The organism is Pseudomonas sp. 3B-A001-10F, from assembly GCF_056313565.1.
This window is the reverse complement of the sequence record NZ_JBQYFW010000001.1, coordinates 243,624-259,818: the sequence shown is the minus strand read 5'-3', so window position 1 is coordinate 259,818 and position 16,195 is coordinate 243,624. Positions and strand designations below refer to the sequence as shown.

The following is a 16,195-nucleotide window of genomic DNA, read 5'->3' as shown; positions in this document are numbered from 1 at the left end:
TGTCTTGCGAGTTACATCGACCTGAAAGATTTTTGTCGATTATGGATTCGGTACAGCGCGTTCAAGTCGGCGTAGCTCTTCAATATTCCCGAATCAGTTCCCTCTCCCCCCGGGAGAGGGCTAGGGTGAGAGTGCTTTTGACTTCCATCCAAACCCACACAAACCCTCCGGCCACAGGTAAACTCCCGCGCACTTTCCCAAGGAGTTCACATGAGTTACTACCAGCCGGGCATTCTCGCCACCCCTGTTCCTGCGCAAGCGCGTCACCTGTTTTTCGCCCTTGAGTCGGTTGAAGCCCTGCCGCAGGCGCTCGACAGCCTGCTCAATCAGGTGGACGGCAAGTCGGCGGTGGTCGGTTTTGGTGAATCCCTGGTCAAGGCGCTCAACGTGCAGATTGACGGTCTGCGCAGCTTCCCGGCCATGACTGGCGTTGGCGTCGAGAACCCGTCGACCCAGCACGCACTGTGGGTGTGGTTGCACGGCGTCGACCGTGGTGAACTGCTCAACCGCTGCAACGCTCTCGAAGCCGCACTCGCACCAGCCCTGCGTCTGGTCGAGATGCAGGAAGCCTTCCGCCACAAGGACGGCCACGACCTGACCGGCTATGAAGACGGCACCGAAAACCCCCACGACGAAGCCGCCATCGCTGCCGCTTTGCAAAGTACAGGCACCGACGGCATGGTCGGTGGCAGTTTCGCCGCGATCCAGCAATGGCAGCACGACCTCAAGGGTTTCCACAAACTCTCGTCCGAGGACAAAGACAACATCATGGGCCGTCGCCTCAGCGACAACGAAGAGATCGACGACGCGCCAGTCTCCGCCCACGTCAAACGCACCGCACAGGAAAGCTTTGCCCCAGAAGCGTTCGTCGTACGCCGTTCGATGCCGTGGATCGAAGGTGATCGCGCCGGTCTGATGTTCCTCGCCTTCGGTTTTTCGCTGGATGCCTTCGAAGCGCAACTGCGCCGTATGAGCGGTCTGGAAGACGGCATCACCGATGGCCTCTATCGCATCAGCCGCCCAATCACTGGCGGCTACTACTGGTGCCCGCCGCTCAAGGACGGTCACCTCGATCTGCGCGCCTTGCGCATTGGCTAAAGGAAGAGACATGGACGTGGTGCGCTGGGGCATGATCGGTTGTGGCAGCGTCGCCGAGCGCAAGAGCGGGCCGGCCTTCTACAAGGCGCCCGGTTCGGCGCTGGTGGCGGTGATGGGCCGACGCCTCGAAGCCGTGACCGAATACGCCGCGCGCCACCGCATCGAGCGGGTCTACACCGACGTCGATGCGCTGATCAACGATCCTGAGGTGGACGCGGTGTACATCGCCACGCCGCCCGACAGCCACCACGCCTACAGCCTGAAAGTCGCTGCGGCCGGCAAACATTGCTGTGTGGAAAAGCCCATGGCGCTGAATGCCGGGCAAAGTCGCGAGATGCAAAAAGCGTTTGCCGACGCCGGTTTGCACCTGTTCGTGTCCTACTACCGCCGTTCATTGCCGCGTTTTGCGCAGGTGCGGCAATGGCTGGAGGAGGGGCGTATTGGCGAGGTGCGGCACTTGAGCTGGACGCTGACCAAAGCGCCTTCGCCGACGGATCTGCAGGGTCGCGACAACTGGCGCACAGATCCGGCAGTGGCCGGTGGCGGTTACTTCGCCGACCTCGCCAGCCATGGTTTTGACCTGTTCCAGTACCTACTCGGCGACATCGTTGAAGTCGCTGGATTCACCGCGCGTCAGGCCAGTTTGTATGCAGCGGAAGATGCCGTCAGCGCCAGTTGGCGTTTCGCCTCCGGGGCGCTGGGCATGGGTTGCTGGAGCTTTGTCGCGGATAGGCGTGAGGATCGGGTCGAGATCATTGGCAGTCTCGGGCGGATCAGTTTTTCGGTGTTTGATGAGCAGCCTGTGCAGTTGCATGCCGATGAACACCTCAGCCTGGAAATCCCCCATCACGAGCACATCCAGTGGCATCACGTGCTGGGCATGAATGCGCATATTCGTGGAGATTCCAAACATCCCGCCGTCGCCGAACAAGCACTCAAGACCGACTGGGTCATGGACCAGATCCTCAAACGCCACTGATCCTCCATGTGTACACCGTCCCCTGTGGGAGCGAGCTTGCTCGCGAAAGCGTCCTGTCAGTCAATAATCTGGTGACTGTTACACCGCCTTCGCGAGCAAGCTCGCTCCCACAGGGAATCGCGTGTGTCCTGCATCTAAGGTTATGCCCAAACAATATTTCTCAACCTTGTCATAACAACTCTAAGATCACGTCATAACTCGTTATAACAAGTGATCCCGTGATGACCGATAACGTTCTCTCCCTAAGCAGTGTCCCGCTGCACACCCAACTGCGCGACGTCCTCCGTGCGCGAATCCTCGACGGTGAATACCCGCAAGACAGCCAGATGCCCTCCGAAAGCGAACTCGGTGCGCTGTTCAAAGTCAGCCGCATCACCGTGCGCCAGGCGCTGGGCGATCTGCAGAAAGAAGGGCTGATCTTCAAGATCCACGGCAAAGGCACCTTCGTCGCCAAACCGAAAACCTTTCAGAACGTCAGCAGCCTGCAAGGCCTCGCCGAGTCGATGACCGGCCGTGGCTACGAGGTGATCAACCGCCTGCGCAGCTTCAAATTCATCCCGGCCGACAAGCGCGTCGCCGAGCGTTTGCAAGTCGCCGAGGGCGAGATCGTTACGCAGATCAAACGCGTGCGCCTGATCAATCGTGAACCGATCTCGCTGGAAATCACCTACCTGCCCAAAGCCGTCGGCGAGCGGCTGGAGAAGGCCGATCTGGTCACCCGCGACATCTTTCTGATCCTCGAAAACGACTGCGGCATCGCCCTCGGCCATGCCGATCTGGCCATCGACGCAATGCTGGCTGACAGCGATCTGACCCAGGCGCTGAACGTCGAGGCCGGCTCGCCGATCATGCGCATCGAGCGTCTGACCCACGACGCGCAAGGCCAGCCGCTGGACTTCGAACACCTTTACTACCGTGGCGATGCGTTCCAGTACCGCCTGCGGATCGACCGGCAAAAAGGGGAGCAGGCATGACCCGCAACGTGCTCGAACAGGAATACGACATTGTCGTCATTGGTGGTGGCACTGCCGGCCCGATGGCCGCGATCAAGGCCAAGGAAAAGAACCGCGACTTGCGCGTGCTGCTGGTCGACAAGGCCAACGTCAAACGCAGCGGCGCGATCAGCATGGGCATGGACGGCCTGAACAACGCGATCATTCCCGGCCACTCGACGCCCGAGCAGTACACCAAGGAAATTACCATCGCCAACGACGGCATCGTCAATCAGGCCGCCGTTTACGCCTACGCCACCCACAGTTTCGAAACCATCGAGCAGCTTGATCGCTGGGGCGTGAAGTTCGAGAAGGACGAAACCGGCGACTACGCGGTGAAAAAAGTCCACCACATGGGTGCTTACGTGCTGCCGATGCCGGAAGGGCACGACATCAAAAAAGTCCTCTATCGGCAGTTGAAACGTGCGCGGGTGAGCATCACCAATCGTCTTGTCTGCACGCGGTTGCTGACTGACGAGGAGGGCACCGTCAACGGTGTGATGGGCTTCGATTGCCGCACGGCCGATTTCCATGTGATCAAGGCCAAGGCTGTAATTCTCGCTTGTGGCGCTGCCGGGCGACTCGGTCTGCCTTCGTCGGGCTACCTGATGGGCACCTACGAGAACCCGACCAACGCTGGCGACGGTTACGCGATGGCCTATCACGCGGGCGCCGAACTGGCCAACCTCGAGTGCTTTCAGATCAACCCGCTGATCAAGGATTACAACGGCCCGGCCTGCGCCTACGTGACCGGTCCGCTGGGTGGCTACACCGCCAACAACAAGGGCGAACGCTTCATCGAGTGCGACTACTGGAGCGGGCAGATGATGTGGGAGTTCCACCAGGAACTGGAAAGCGGCAACGGCCCAGTGTTCCTCAAACTCGATCACCTGGCCGAGGAAACCATCCAGAACATCGAAGAGATTCTGCACAGCAACGAGCGCCCGAGTCGCGGCCAGTTCCACGCCAATCGCGGCACTGATTACCGCACGCAAATGGTCGAAATGCACATCTCCGAAATCGGTTTTTGCAGCGGTCACTCGGCCTCCGGGGTGTGGGTCAACGAACGCGCCGAGACCTCGGTGAAAGGCTTGTATTCGGCCGGTGACATGGCCGCTGTGCCGCACAATTACATGCTCGGCGCCTTCACCTACGGCTGGTTTGCCGGGCACAACGCCGCCGATTTCGTCGCCGGGCGCGATTTTTCTGCGCTGGATGCCGCGCAGATCGAAAAAGAAAAGGCCCGGGTCTACGCCCCGCTGGATCGTGAACACGGTCTGCCGCCGGCGCAGGTCGAGTACAAGCTGCGGCGCTTCGTTAACGATTACCTGCAACCGCCGAAAGTCACCAGGAAAATGCAGATCGGCCTGCAACGCTTCAGCGACATCGAGCGCGATCTCGAGCAGATGAAGGCCAACAACGCCCATGAACTGATGCGCGCGATGGAAACCAGCGTGATTCGCGACTGCGCCGAAATGGCTGCACGCGCCTCGCTGTTTCGCGCCGAAAGTCGCTGGGGCCTGTACCACTATCGCGTCGATCACCCGCAGCGCAACGACAGCGAATGGTTCTGCCATTGCCATCTGAAGAAGGGCGAGGACGGCCGGATGACCAGTTTCAAGAAAGCCGTCGAGCCTTACATCATTCCGCTCGATGCCGAAGAAATGCAGGCGTACGACCGCTTGCGGGTTGGCGCTTTCGCCGCTTGATGCATCCCTAAAAGAGAATCCGGACCATGGCCTATCAAGCTCAGGAAATCTTCTTCCGCTCCAACGCCCCCGTCACCGTTGATGAGGACAAATGCATTGCCGAAAAGGGCTGCACCGTGTGCGTGGACGTCTGCCCGATGGACTTGCTGGCGATCAATCCGGCGACGCAGAAGGCTTATATGGCGTTCGACGAATGCTGGTATTGCATGCCATGCGAGAAGGATTGCCCGACCGGCGCCGTCAAGGTCGACATCCCCTATCTCCTGCGTTGAAACCCGATCCCCTGTAGGAGTGAGCCTGCTCGCGATAGCGGTGTGTCAGTCAGCACATCAACATCTGGAAAACCGCTATCGCGAGCAGGCTCACTCCTACATTTGGAACTGTGACAACCCAAAGCCATCCGGTGAACCCCGGACGCTGGATTCACCGAAAACCCCTCGTTTCCCACCGCGCCCCGATCGCGGCGGAGACGAACTCAAATAAATGATTCGAGGGGAAACACTCATGTTGCGTGCAGCAATCGCCGGTCTGGTACTGGCTTCGTTCACTTTGTCGGCCTCAGCCGAAACCATCCGCATCGCCATCGGCACCCAGGACACCACCATCAATTGCGCCGCTGGCGGTCTGTTGATTCGTGAACTCGGTCTGCTCGACAAATACCTGCCCCACGACGGCACTTACAAAGACGCCAAGTACGACGTGCAGTGGAAAAACTTCACCAGCGGCGCGCCACTGACCAACGAGATGGTCGCCGGCAAACTAGACTTCGGCGCCATGGCCGATTTCCCAGGTGCGTTCAACGGTGTTGCGTTCGAAACTGCCGGCAAGCACAGCCTGTTCATCAGCGTACTGTCGGGGAGCATCAAGGGCAGCGGCAACGGCATCGTCGTGCCGAGTGCGTCCGGCGTGCAATCGCTTAGCGAACTCAAGGGCAAGACCATTTCCGTGCCGTTCGCCTCCACCGCCCACGGCATGTTGTTGCGCGCGGTGGCGGAGCAGGGCTGGGATCCGCTCAAGGACGTCAACATCATTGCCCAGCCACCAGAAGTCGCCGGCTCGGCGTTGCAGGCCGGCAAGATCGACGCCCACGCTGATTTCGTGCCGTTCGCCGAGCTGTTTCCGAGCCGGGGCTTCGCCCGCAAGATCTACGACGGCGCCCAGGCCAATGCGCCGACGTTCCATGGTGCGCTGGTGGATCAGGCGTACGCGAAGAAGTACCCGGAAGTCGTCGTCGCCTATTTGCGGGCGAGCATCGAGGCCAATCAACTGCTCGCCGCCGAGCCTGAGAAGTACAGCGAACTGATCGCCAAAGTCACCGGCGTCGATGCCGAAGTGAATTACCTGTTCCACGGCCCACTCGGCGTGCAGACCCGCGACTTGAGCTGGAAGCCGGAATATCGTCAGGCGGTTGGTACGGCCATCGATACGTTGAAGCTGTTGAAGAAGGCTGATCGTGGCCTCGATCTGAATACGTTCATCGACGATCAATACATCCGCGCCGCGTTCAAGGCGTCGGGTCTGGACTACACGGCGCAACTGGCCAACTACGCACAGACGCCACTGAAGGCTACGGATGCGAAGACGGGGAAAGCAATTACTGACTTCAGTCATGTCGCGGAAATCTGGGTGCGCGGTGAGGACAAAGTGCGCCGCTATGCCTCCGCCGAGTCCGCTTTCACTGCGTTGGCGGCGTTGAAGCAGGAAGGCAAAAACATCCGTGCCGTGTATGCACAGGCCAGTGACAGCGGGATCAAGTTGTTGGCTGAGCAGGCGTGGTTTGCCAGTGATGCGAAGGGCCGGTTGAGTGCGTTTTTGCTTAAGGGGCAGGCTCAGCAATATGCGTCGGCGCAGGGTGGCAAGGTTCTCGATTTTACGGATGCCACGACCCAAGCGGTTGCTGCTCGCTGATTAAAGATCAAAAGCCCCTCACCCTAGCCCTCTCCCAGAGGGAGAGGGGACTGACCGTGGTGTTTGGACTCGCTACGCCGACCTGAAATACCGAGTCGAACGCAGGTTTTGAAAAGCACGCAGGTCGGCTCCCTTTCGAGTCGAACTCAAGTTTTGAAAAGCACGAAGATCGGCTCCCTTTCGAGCCGAACTCAAGTTTTGAAAAGCACGAAGATCGGCTCCCTTTCCCCCTCGCCCCCCTGGGGGAGAGGGCTGGGGTGAGGGGGTAAATCTCAGCCACAACACAGATCCACAACTGGAAACCCGCTCCATGAAAACACCCATCCGCTGGACATCAAGAGCCGCCTCCTTGCTGCTCTGCCTGTTGTTCTGGCAACTCGCCGCCAGCCACCACTGGAACCTCGGCCTGGTCACCTTCGCCAACGTGCCGACACCCATCGCGGTGCTCGAAGCGGCGCTCGGTTTGGGCGATTCTGGCAAGTTGCTCCAGCACCTGACCGCCAGCCTCAGCCGCGTCTTCGCCGGCTATCTCGCGGCGCTAGTCATCGGCATCGCCCTCGGTCTGGCCATCGGCCGTTCGAAGTGGGCCGAAGACCTGCTGCTGCCACCGCTGGAAGTCCTGCGCCCAATCCCCGCCGTTGCGTGGATTCCATTGGCGATCCTGATGTTCCCATCCTCCGAACTGTCGATGGTCTTCATCACCTTCACCGGCGCGCTGTTCCCGATCCTGCTCAACACCGTACACGGCGTCGAAGGCGTCGACCCACGCCTGATCGCCTCGGCGAAAAGCCTCGGGGCAGGGCGCCGGGCGATCCTGCTGGAAGTGATCCTGCCCGGCGCCGCACCCAGCATCATCACGGGCCTGGCGATCGGCATGGGTACCTCATGGTTCTGTCTGGTCACCGCGGAAATGATCTCCGGTCAGTTCGGCATCGGTTATTACACCTGGGAGTCCTACACGATTCAGAACTACGCCGACATCGTCGTCGGCATGCTGCTGATCGGCGTGTTGGGGATGGGCAGCAGCCTGCTGATCAAACGCCTCGGCGGGCTGTTCACGCCCTGGCATCGACCGCGAGGAAAAGCCTGATGAGCGTGATGCAAACCCCGGAAGGGCGGATCGACATTCGCCAGTTGTCCATCGTCCTCGGCGCAGGGCGTGAAGCGTTCGAAGCCGTGCGCGAACTTGATTGCCAGATTGAACCGGGCCAGTTCGTGTGCATTCTTGGTCCGTCTGGTTGCGGCAAGTCGACTTTGCTTGGCGCCTTGGCCGGGCATCTGAGCGCGCATGCCGGCAGTCTGAAAGTCGATGGCGCGGCGGTGTCCGGGCCGTCTCCACAGCGCGGCATGGTGTTCCAGCACCACACGTTGTTTCCGTGGCGCACGGTGCGTGACAACGTGGCTTTCGGCCTGAAAATGCGTGGCATCGGCAAGGCTGAGCGCCACCGCGCCGCCGATGAAATCCTCGAACTGGTCGGCCTCGAAGGTTTTGCCGAACGCTGGCCCGATCAGCTTTCCGGCGGCATGCAGCAACGCGTCGAGATCGCCCGAGTGTTGGTCAACCGTCCGCGCCTGCTGCTGATGGACGAACCGTTCGGCGCGCTGGATGCGCTGACCCGGCTGAACATGCAGGAACTGCTGCTGGACATCTGGACGCGTATCCGCACCACGGTGGTGTTCGTCACCCATGACATCGACGAGGCGCTGTTTCTCGCTGACCGCTTGCTGGTGATGAGCGCGCGACCGGGGCGAATCATCGAAGACTTGCGTCTGGATTTCGCCCGGCCACGCACCAGCGAACTGGTCACCAGCCCTGAATTCTCCCGACTCAAACGCCACTGCCTCGATCTGCTGCGCCACGACAACGACCGACCGCTGCCGCGCCTCAACCCGCTCGGTCTGCCTCCCGAAAACCCTTTGCCGCGATTTGCCCTATGACCTCTATATTTGCTGTGACCGATAACCAGGACATTCTCGATCTGCAACCGCGCCTCACCGCTGAAGACGCCGGTGTGCGACGCATTGCGCTGATTGATCTGGCGGATCTGGAAGAACCGGATGGCTTGCTCTGGCTGGTTGATCGCCTTAGGCAAGATCCCGCCGAAGAGGTTCGCGCTGAAGCCGCACGTTTGCTGGAAGCCTGGGAAGATGAGGGCGTCGTGCAGGCCTTGTGTGAAGCCTTGACCGACCCGTCGCCCGCCGTGCAATCGGCCGCCGCGCAGAGCCTGAGCTTGCTCAAAACGGAAGCGGCGGGGCAGGTGATTTTGCCGTGGACCGATCACGCCGACGTCAGTGTGCGTATCGCCGCATTCCGTGCCTTGCGTGAGTTGCGTTTCGCCGCGGCCGCGCCGCCAGCGGTTTCGGCGCTGAACGATGCCGACGCCAGCGTTCGTCGTGAAGCCGTGGGCGTGCTCGGCTGGCTCAAGCAGCTCGACGCATTGCCCGCCCTGGCACGATTGGCCAGCGCTGACCCCGACACCGAAGTACGCCGTGCTGCGACTGGCGCTTTGGGCTTGGCCTCCAGCGCCGAAGTGTTGCCAGCCCTGCGCCAGGCCTTGCGGGATGACGCCTGGCAAGTACGCGAAGAAGCCGCGACGACCTTGGGCAAGGTCGGCCACATTGACGCTGGTTCCGCGCTCGTCGAAGCCTTGAGCGATGATTATTGGCAAGTGCGCCTGCGCGCTACCCGCAGCCTCGGCCGTTTGCGTTTCGCCCCGGCGCTGGACGCCCTGATCGACACCCTCGGCCATCGCATCAGCAACCTGCGAAAAGAGGCCGCGCTGGCCTTGGGCGAACTGCATGATCGCGGCGCCGTGGCCGCGTTGCAGGCCGCGCAGGACGACGGCGACCCGGAGGTGCGCAAAGCCGTGCGCATCGCCTTGAGTCAGTTGCAATGAACCCGCTGTCGATGGCTAATTCGCAAAGCGAAGGCACCTTGCGCTTGAGCTGGCCGGACGGCCGCGAACAACAGCTCAATCACGCCGAACTGCGCCGCCAGTGCCCGTGCTCGCAATGCCGCGCGTTTCGCCTCAAAGGCATGACACCACGGGTGGATGATCGCGTGCGCCTGATCGAACTCAACCCCCAGGGCTACGGCGTGCAACTGATCTTCAGCGACGGCCATCAACGCGGCATCTACCCGTGGGCCTATCTGGCAAACCTCATCCCCTAATCCACCACATCCCCCTGTAGGAGTGAGCCTGCTCGCGATCGCGGTGTGTCATTTAACAATGATGTTGGCTGATCCACCGCTATCGCGAGCAGGCTCACTCCTACAAGGGATCTGCGCAGCATCCAGGTTATTGCGCAGCCGTCATCGAAGGCCGGCAGCCATGAAAAATATCTAGCCCTGGCTGATACACCGACGTCCTCACATCAAACAGCCCCAGCACCGAGTGGAACAGGTTGTCGTGGCTCAGATCGGCCTGCCCGGTCTTGCCTTGCAAACAACCGCGATCAATCCCCTCACTGGCGAGCGTGCCATTGCCAAACCACATCACCATCGGCACATGGGTCTGCGCTTGCGGCGCCAGCGCATACGGCGCCGCGTGCAGGTATAGCCCGTTCTCGCCCAGCGATTCGCCGTGATCGGAGACGTAAACCATCGACGTGTCCAGTGAGTCCTGATTGCGCTTGAGCAGTTCGATGACCTTGGCAAGGAAATGGTCGGTGTACAGAATCGTGTTGTCGTACACGTTCACCAGTTCATCGCGGCTGCAACTGCCCAACTGGTTGGTGTGGCAGATCGGTTTGAAGCGCTCCATCTCTTTCGGGTAACGCTCGTAGTATTCCGGGCCGTGACTGCCATCGGCGTGCAGGACGATGATCGCGTGGCCCTTGAGGCTGTCGATGTAGCTTTGCAGGTCTTGTAACAGCGCCTCGTCGAGGCAGTTGTTGCCATCGCAGAATGGCCCCGGCTGATTCTTCGAAATGTCGCGATGCGGTACGCGCAGGCAGGTGCCTTTGCAGTCGCTGTTGTTGTCCAGCCAGAGCACTTGCACGCCGGCACGCTGGAGAATGTCGAGCAGGCCTTGGTAGGTTTTGCCTTTCTTGTCGCTGTAATCCTCACGCGGGAACATCGAGAACATGCACGGCACCGAGACCGCCGTCGACGTGCCGCAGGAATGCACTTGGGTGAAGTTGAGGATGTCGAGTTTGCTCAGCTCGGGATTGGTCTCGCGCTCGTAGCCATTTAGCGAGAAATGATCGGCGCGGGCGGTTTCACCGACCACGAAAACCATCAGCGATTTCCTCTCGCGGCTGGCCGCGTTGGCGCTCATCACCGCGTCTTCGCCGATGGCCTGCACCACGAAATGTTTTTTGATGCCCAAGCGTTGCTTGGTGTACTTGCTGATCGCGTAGATGTAGTTGGTCGGGTTGATGAAGTGGGTGAGCTTGTCTTCTTCGCGGAAGATTGGCGCGTAGGTCGAATAGAACGCGCCCACCGAGGCGGCGATCACCAGCACACAGGCGATGATCACCAGCACCTTGTTGAGCAGGCCGCGAAAGAACGGTCGATAACTCACCGGCCAGCGCCAGATCAGCGCCGCCGGCAACACCCCGAGCAGCAGCAGGTAAGCCAACAGCTTGCCGCTGAACAGCGCGGTGGCTTCGGCGGGGTTGGTTTCGAAGACGTTCTGAATCATCACCGTGTCGATGGTGATGCCGTATTCGTTCATGAAATACGCGGCGCAGGCCGAGAGCAGAGCGACCAGGGTGAGCGTCGGTTTCAGTGTCCAGCGAAACGACACCAGGGTCAGCAGCAGGGTGATCGCGGCCCACAAAAACAGCGCGAACGAGGCGAAAAACGCCAGTTTGTGCGCGCCTTGCAAAGTGATCAGGGTGCCCAGCGCCTTCCAGGTCGCCAGGTTGTACAACGCCACCAGCGCCAGGGAAAACAGCAGCACCAGTCGGGTAGGAGTGATGGACGGTAAACGCAGTCCGTTGCCCAAAGCCATGTCAAACATTCCTCTACTTGAATAGAACATCACGCGGTTACGCGTGTAACTGTAGAAGAGCATTAGTAAAAAATTCGTAAACATCCTGTAACAAGTTCGGCCCCCATTTCCTGTACGAGCTGCCGAAGGCTGCGATCTTTTGATGTTGTTCTTAACATCAAGATCAAAAGATCGCAGCCTTCGGCAGCTCCTACAGTGGGATTTCGCTGGGTCAGAAAGATTTGCTGACGCTGGCAACGACGGTGGCGGTGCAGACGTCTTTGAAACCCCAATTGCTCAGACATTGGGTTTGTGAGAGATCGGTGTCGATGTAGCTCAGGCCCAGTACCACGCCGGCGAGGTTATGGGTGAGTTTGACTTCCCATTCGCGATAACTGTCCTCGGCCTGCCCGGACGCCGAGTACAGATGCGGATCCTTGAAGTCCATATTGCCGTAACGCAGCTTCAGTCCCGAGTCGAACGGCAACTCGGTTTCATAACCGATGTAGCTGTATAGCGAACTCTGCTTGCTATCGATCCCCGGCGCATCACTGGAGTAATACGCCGCCAGCTTCACCCCATAAACCCCGAGAATCCCGTAGACCTCGCTCTGGTTGAACTGGCTTTCCTTGGGGTAGGCGTACTTGATGTAGCCCAGATCGAGGCTGACTTCCTCGGTCGCCTGCCACAGCCAGCCGCCGTAGTAATCGACTTCCTGACGGGTTTTCAGGCCTCCGCCGAAATCGACGTTGGAACTCCACGCGCCGAGGTACAGGCCGCTGCTGTGCGCGAGGGTGAGACCGGCTTGCACAGCAGGGTCGTTTTGCGTTTGCGAGATGCCCCGCGTGCGGTAGTCGCTGGCGAGGGCCAGGTCTACCTCCAGCGCAAAGTCATCGTTCAAAGGGATCGCAAAGCTGCTCAAGGGCAGCACGCTCAAGAAACTCAGGGCGAACAGGGGCAAGGCTTTCATGTGAAGTCCCGATGTTGTGATTATTTTTGGGCAGTACGAAAACTGTGTGTGGGAATGCCATATCGGCCACTCTCACAAAACATGTGGGAGCGAGCTTGCTCGCGAAGGCGGTGGGTCAGTCAGTGAAGATGTTGAATGGACTGGCCTCTTCGCGAGCAAGCTCGCTCCCACAGGGTGGGATGGTTGTTGTTATTGGGTGGCGGTATAGACCTGACGGCCGCCGAACCAGGTCTGCAAAACCTGGGTGTCATGCAGGGCTTTGTTGTCGACGCTGAACACATCGCGGTCGAGCACGATAAAGTCAGCCTGCTTGCCCGGCGTCAGCGAGCCGATCTGCTTCTCCAGGCCAATGGTCCGCGCGGCGTTGACGGTGTAGGCGTAGAACATGGTTTCACGGTCCAGACGCTCATCGGCATTGAGCACACCCAACGGTCCGATACGGGTAATCGCCTGGGCCATGGCGTTGAACGGATTCGGTGTCGACACCGGCCAGTCACTCGCGCCGGCGATCGTCGCGCCCTGTTTCAGCAGCGAATGCGCCGGGTACTGATAGCGGAAGGCGAGGGCGCTGACGTAGGGCTTGATCATGTCGGTGGTGTAGTCGTCGGCGCTGGCCCACAGCAGTTGCATTGAGGCGATGACATTGAGCGGTTTGAAGCGGGCGAACTCTTGCGGGTTGACCATTTGCAGGTGAGTGATCGAGTGGGTCACGCCGCTCTGGCGATCCTTGCGCGCCTGAGCAATGCCGTTCAGCGATTCCCGCACCGCGCGGTCGCCGATCGCATGGATGTGCACCAGCCAGCCGCGCTGGTCGATGGCGCTGACCAGTTCGCCGAAATGCTGCGGATCGATCAGCAGTTCGCCCTGTTTGTGCGAGTTGCTGTAAGGGTCGATCATTGCCGCGCTCTGCGCCGGGAACTCGATCACGCCGTCGGCGAAGATCTTGATCCCAGGCAAGGTCAGGTTGGGAATGCCCTGAAATTGCTGGCGCACCTTGTCCAGCGTATCGAGGTCGGCGGGTAGGCTTTTCGGGTTGGCCACCAACAGCGCGGCGACGTGCACGCTCATGTCGCCGCTTTCCGACAGGGCTTTATAGGCCGGCAGCACGCCGACGGTTTCCTCGGTCGGTTTGAGGGCGAACACCGCTTCACCTGGTGCGGCGTTGGCGGCTGGATCCATCCACGCGGTGATGCCCAGGCTGTTGTTGTAGCGCACCGCTGATTTGGCGGCGTTCAACATGTCGGCGGGGCTTGGCACCGGCATTTTCGAGGCGACCCGATCCCAACCGGCGTCGACCACAAAGCCGTTCGGCTCACCGTTGGCCAGTTTGCCGATGGTGTCTTTTTCTGCGTCGGGCAGGGTTTTCAGCAGCGCGGCGTCGATACCGGCGCGTTTGAGCATGACGTTGTTGGCCCACGCGGTGTGGTGGTCGCTGCCGATAAACACCACCGGCACATTGGCCCATTCGCCGTTGTTGAAGGTGTTGCCCAAGGCTTCGGCCTGCGCCCAGTAAACCGAACTCATGCCGGCAATGCTCAGCACGTCGCCGTGTTTGGCCTTGCCGTCTGCACGCCAGTCGCGCAGGCGTTTTTGCAGTTCGTCGAGGCTGACGACTTCGTCTTCCATGTTCGCCGAGACCATTTCCAGTCCGCCGAAAATCGCGTGGGAATGGCTGTCGATCAGGCCGGGCATCAGCGCTTTGCCTTTGAGATCGATGACTTGGGTGCCGGATTCGATCAGGGCTTTGATCTGCGCGTCGGTGCCGACCTTCAGCACTTTGCCGTTCTCTACGGCGAGGGCTTGCGCCTTGGGTTGTGCGCGGTCGGCAGTGAAAATCTTGCCGTTGAGCAGGATCAGATCAGCAGCGGCCATGGCTTCCATCGAGGCAAAACTTACAGCGGTTACCAACAGACTCGGGATGAATCTTTTCATTGAAGATTTCCTTGTTATTGCATCTGATGGCCAGATTAGTGGCTGACAGCGGCCGACAGAACGCCTCCCTCACGAAAAACGTTTTTGCCTGAATGGAAAAAGTATGGACAAGCTGGGTGCATTGAAAATGTTCGTGGTCACCGCGCAGCTCGGCAGTTTCAGCCGCGCCGCCGAGCAGTTGGGCAAGACCCCGTCGGCGCTGACCAAAGCGGTCAATCACCTGGAATCGGAGCTGGGTGCGCGCTTGTTTGAGCGCAGTACACGGCGGATCCTGCTGACCGAAATCGGCCGGGTGTACCTGGAAACCGCACGGCTGGTGTTGCAGCGGCTGGACGAGGCCGGCGAGGAAATCGAGCAGTTGCAGCACGGCTTGCGCGGCAACCTGAAAATCACCGCGCCGCTGGCGTATGGGCGGGCGTTTCTCGATCAGGTGTGTGACGGCTTTCTGCAGCAATACCCGCAGATCAGTCTGCAAGTGGACCTGTGCGATGCCTTCGTCAACCTGCTGGAAAGTGGTTACGACCTGGCGCTGCGTGAAGGCCACGATGACTTGCCGGGGCTGATCGCGCGGGTGGTGGGTAGCAATCGACTGGCCCTGTGCGGCAGTCCGGAGTACCTGGCGCGCAAGGATTTGCCGGTGACTCCGCAAACCCTTGAACAGCATGAGTGGCTGCTCTATCAGCACCCGTTGCTCAGCCGCGAATTCTGGTGGGCCGAGCGCGACGGGCAGCGCTTGAGTCTGGCGCAACCGGCGGCACCGCGGTTGCGCAGCGACAACTACGACTTGCTGCTGGCCAGTGCTTTGGCCGGGCGCGGTTTGCTGCACACGCCGCTGTGGAGCGCCGCACCGTACATTGCCGACGGGCGACTGGTGCGGGTCATGGCTGATTACGACATCGACCCGGATACCTTCGGCCCGCACATTCTCGCGGTGTACCCGAGCCATCGGCGGGCCACGGCGAAGGTGGTGGCGTTCATCGATTACATCTCGGCATTCCTCACCGAACGTGGCCTGAGCTGACAGCCCATTCCTCCGTAGAAGCAGCCTTCGGCAGCTCCTGCAGGGGCGTTATGCCAGGACGGTCAGCCATGCCGAGAGCAGCAGCAACAACGCCAGTGCCGCATTCATGCGCTTGAACGCCCGTGGCGAACCCATCAACCGCGCGCTGCCCACACCCAGCAATGCCCAGAACGTCATGCACGGCAGCGACACCAGCAAAAACGCCAGTGACAACACCAGCAGCCGCAGGGTCTTGTCACCCCCGCCAACAAACACGCTGACCACTGCCACCGCCATCATCCACACCTTGGGATTGACCAGTTGCAGCATGGCAGCGCCCAGCACGCTGAAACGTTCTTCCTGGGCATCCGCCGGGTTCAGTGATGGCGGCGTGCTGCGAAAGATCTGCCACGCCAGCCAGCTCAACCAGAGCACGCCGCCCCAGGCCATGGCTTGCTGCACACGCGGGTAGCGCAGCAACGTTTCGCCGGCACCGAGGCCGACCACCAGCACGATCAGGGCTGCCGCCGCGCAGGCGCCAAAAATGATTGGTAATGTGGCGAGCAGGCCTTGGCGCGAACTGTGGCTCAACACCAGAATATTGGTCGGCCCCGGCGTGATCGAGGCAACAAAAGCAAACAGCAGAAAGGGCAGTAATGACGCCATGATC

At 60.4% G+C, this 16,195-nt stretch carries 15 protein-coding genes; 11 read left to right on the top strand and 4 right to left on the bottom strand.

Going from position 1 to position 16,195, the window contains the following annotated elements:
* The first annotated feature begins 210 nt into the window (after window positions 1–210).
* From AC0ZWN_RS01350 to AC0ZWN_RS01305, 10 genes are all read left to right on the top strand, one after another.
* Entirely contained in the window at window positions 211–1,098 is an 888-nt protein-coding gene (locus AC0ZWN_RS01350) for a Dyp-type peroxidase (RefSeq protein WP_476333764.1), read from the top strand.
* A 10-nt stretch (window positions 1,099–1,108) separates the two neighbouring features.
* Complete coding sequence (locus AC0ZWN_RS01345; protein WP_476333763.1) at window positions 1,109–2,077, top strand: Gfo/Idh/MocA family protein; 969 nt, start codon at window positions 1,109–1,111, stop codon at window positions 2,075–2,077.
* 221 nt (window positions 2,078–2,298) lie between these two features.
* Complete coding sequence (locus AC0ZWN_RS01340; RefSeq protein ID WP_099758886.1) at window positions 2,299–3,051, top strand: GntR family transcriptional regulator; 753 nt, start codon at window positions 2,299–2,301, stop codon at window positions 3,049–3,051.
* Window positions 3,048–4,778, top strand: coding sequence for a fumarate reductase/succinate dehydrogenase flavoprotein subunit (locus AC0ZWN_RS01335; protein ID WP_476333762.1), 1,731 nt, complete (start codon window positions 3,048–3,050; stop codon window positions 4,776–4,778). The genes AC0ZWN_RS01340 and AC0ZWN_RS01335 overlap by 4 nt, the downstream gene beginning before the upstream one ends.
* A gap of 26 nt (window positions 4,779–4,804) precedes the next feature.
* Window positions 4,805–5,050 (top strand): 4Fe-4S dicluster domain-containing protein, encoded by a 246-nt coding sequence (locus tag AC0ZWN_RS01330; RefSeq protein WP_003225615.1) that lies wholly within the window; start codon window positions 4,805–4,807, stop codon window positions 5,048–5,050.
* A 211-nt stretch (window positions 5,051–5,261) separates the two neighbouring features.
* Entirely contained in the window at window positions 5,262–6,686 is a 1,425-nt protein-coding gene (locus AC0ZWN_RS01325; RefSeq protein WP_476333760.1) for an ABC transporter substrate-binding protein, read from the top strand.
* Between the two features lie 310 nt (window positions 6,687–6,996).
* Window positions 6,997–7,776 (top strand): ABC transporter permease, encoded by a 780-nt coding sequence (locus AC0ZWN_RS01320; RefSeq protein WP_414925834.1) that lies wholly within the window; start codon window positions 6,997–6,999, stop codon window positions 7,774–7,776.
* Entirely contained in the window at window positions 7,776–8,624 is an 849-nt protein-coding gene (locus tag AC0ZWN_RS01315) for an ABC transporter ATP-binding protein (protein ID WP_476333759.1), read from the top strand. The genes AC0ZWN_RS01320 and AC0ZWN_RS01315 overlap by 1 nt, the downstream gene beginning before the upstream one ends.
* Window positions 8,621–9,583: a HEAT repeat domain-containing protein gene (locus AC0ZWN_RS01310; RefSeq protein ID WP_476333757.1), complete on the top strand. Its 963-nt coding sequence runs from the start codon at window positions 8,621–8,623 to the stop codon at window positions 9,581–9,583. The genes AC0ZWN_RS01315 and AC0ZWN_RS01310 overlap by 4 nt, the downstream gene beginning before the upstream one ends.
* Window positions 9,580–9,858 carry a DUF971 domain-containing protein gene (locus tag AC0ZWN_RS01305; protein ID WP_414925836.1) on the top strand — a complete coding sequence of 93 codons (279 nt, stop codon included), beginning with the start codon at window positions 9,580–9,582 and terminating at the stop codon, window positions 9,856–9,858. The genes AC0ZWN_RS01310 and AC0ZWN_RS01305 overlap by 4 nt, the downstream gene beginning before the upstream one ends.
* A 127-nt stretch (window positions 9,859–9,985) precedes the next feature.
* Here the strand turns inward: AC0ZWN_RS01305 and AC0ZWN_RS01300 are convergent, their stop codons facing one another.
* From AC0ZWN_RS01300 to AC0ZWN_RS01290, 3 genes are all read right to left on the bottom strand, one after another.
* The gene (locus AC0ZWN_RS01300; protein WP_476333756.1) at window positions 9,986–11,644 is read right to left on the bottom strand and encodes a phosphoethanolamine transferase; all 1,659 of its coding nucleotides are present in this window, start codon (window positions 11,642–11,644) and stop codon (window positions 9,986–9,988) included.
* A 211-nt stretch (window positions 11,645–11,855) separates the two neighbouring features.
* Window positions 11,856–12,593 carry a TorF family putative porin gene (locus tag AC0ZWN_RS01295; RefSeq protein ID WP_257358355.1) on the bottom strand — a complete coding sequence of 246 codons (738 nt, stop codon included), beginning with the start codon at window positions 12,591–12,593 and terminating at the stop codon, window positions 11,856–11,858.
* 189 nt (window positions 12,594–12,782) lie between these two features.
* Window positions 12,783–14,525, bottom strand: a complete 1,743-nt coding sequence (locus tag AC0ZWN_RS01290; RefSeq protein WP_476333753.1) for an amidohydrolase — start codon at window positions 14,523–14,525, stop codon at window positions 12,783–12,785.
* A gap of 103 nt (window positions 14,526–14,628) precedes the next feature.
* Between AC0ZWN_RS01290 and AC0ZWN_RS01285 the strand changes: the two genes are divergently transcribed.
* Window positions 14,629–15,546: a LysR family transcriptional regulator gene (locus tag AC0ZWN_RS01285; RefSeq protein ID WP_476333752.1), complete on the top strand. Its 918-nt coding sequence runs from the start codon at window positions 14,629–14,631 to the stop codon at window positions 15,544–15,546.
* Window positions 15,547–15,594: 48 nt separating this feature from the next.
* Here the strand turns inward: AC0ZWN_RS01285 and AC0ZWN_RS01280 are convergent, their stop codons facing one another.
* Complete coding sequence (locus AC0ZWN_RS01280; protein ID WP_476333751.1) at window positions 15,595–16,191, bottom strand: LysE family translocator; 597 nt, start codon at window positions 16,189–16,191, stop codon at window positions 15,595–15,597.
* Window positions 16,192–16,195: the final 4 nt, after the last annotated feature.

What these genes read in the sequence shown, in the direction of transcription:
- AC0ZWN_RS01350 (WP_476333764.1), top strand. Translation starts at nt 211, where the DNA reads ATGAGTTACTACCAGCCGGGCATTCTCGCCACCCCTGTTCCTGCGCAA.
- AC0ZWN_RS01345 (WP_476333763.1), top strand. Translation starts at nt 1,109, where the DNA reads ATGGACGTGGTGCGCTGGGGCATGATCGGTTGTGGCAGCGTCGCCGAG.
- AC0ZWN_RS01340 (WP_099758886.1), top strand. Translation starts at nt 2,299, where the DNA reads ATGACCGATAACGTTCTCTCCCTAAGCAGTGTCCCGCTGCACACCCAA.
- AC0ZWN_RS01335 (WP_476333762.1), top strand. Translation starts at nt 3,048, where the DNA reads ATGACCCGCAACGTGCTCGAACAGGAATACGACATTGTCGTCATTGGT.
- AC0ZWN_RS01330 (WP_003225615.1), top strand. Translation starts at nt 4,805, where the DNA reads ATGGCCTATCAAGCTCAGGAAATCTTCTTCCGCTCCAACGCCCCCGTC.
- AC0ZWN_RS01325 (WP_476333760.1), top strand. Translation starts at nt 5,262, where the DNA reads ATGATTCGAGGGGAAACACTCATGTTGCGTGCAGCAATCGCCGGTCTG.
- AC0ZWN_RS01320 (WP_414925834.1), top strand. Translation starts at nt 6,997, where the DNA reads ATGAAAACACCCATCCGCTGGACATCAAGAGCCGCCTCCTTGCTGCTC.
- AC0ZWN_RS01315 (WP_476333759.1), top strand. Translation starts at nt 7,776, where the DNA reads ATGAGCGTGATGCAAACCCCGGAAGGGCGGATCGACATTCGCCAGTTG.
- AC0ZWN_RS01310 (WP_476333757.1), top strand. Translation starts at nt 8,621, where the DNA reads ATGACCTCTATATTTGCTGTGACCGATAACCAGGACATTCTCGATCTG.
- AC0ZWN_RS01305 (WP_414925836.1), top strand. Translation starts at nt 9,580, where the DNA reads ATGAACCCGCTGTCGATGGCTAATTCGCAAAGCGAAGGCACCTTGCGC.
- AC0ZWN_RS01300 (WP_476333756.1), bottom strand. Translation starts at nt 11,644, where the DNA reads ATGGCTTTGGGCAACGGACTGCGTTTACCGTCCATCACTCCTACCCGA.
- AC0ZWN_RS01295 (WP_257358355.1), bottom strand. Translation starts at nt 12,593, where the DNA reads ATGAAAGCCTTGCCCCTGTTCGCCCTGAGTTTCTTGAGCGTGCTGCCC.
- AC0ZWN_RS01290 (WP_476333753.1), bottom strand. Translation starts at nt 14,525, where the DNA reads ATGAAAAGATTCATCCCGAGTCTGTTGGTAACCGCTGTAAGTTTTGCC.
- AC0ZWN_RS01285 (WP_476333752.1), top strand. Translation starts at nt 14,629, where the DNA reads ATGGACAAGCTGGGTGCATTGAAAATGTTCGTGGTCACCGCGCAGCTC.
- AC0ZWN_RS01280 (WP_476333751.1), bottom strand. Translation starts at nt 16,191, where the DNA reads ATGGCGTCATTACTGCCCTTTCTGCTGTTTGCTTTTGTTGCCTCGATC.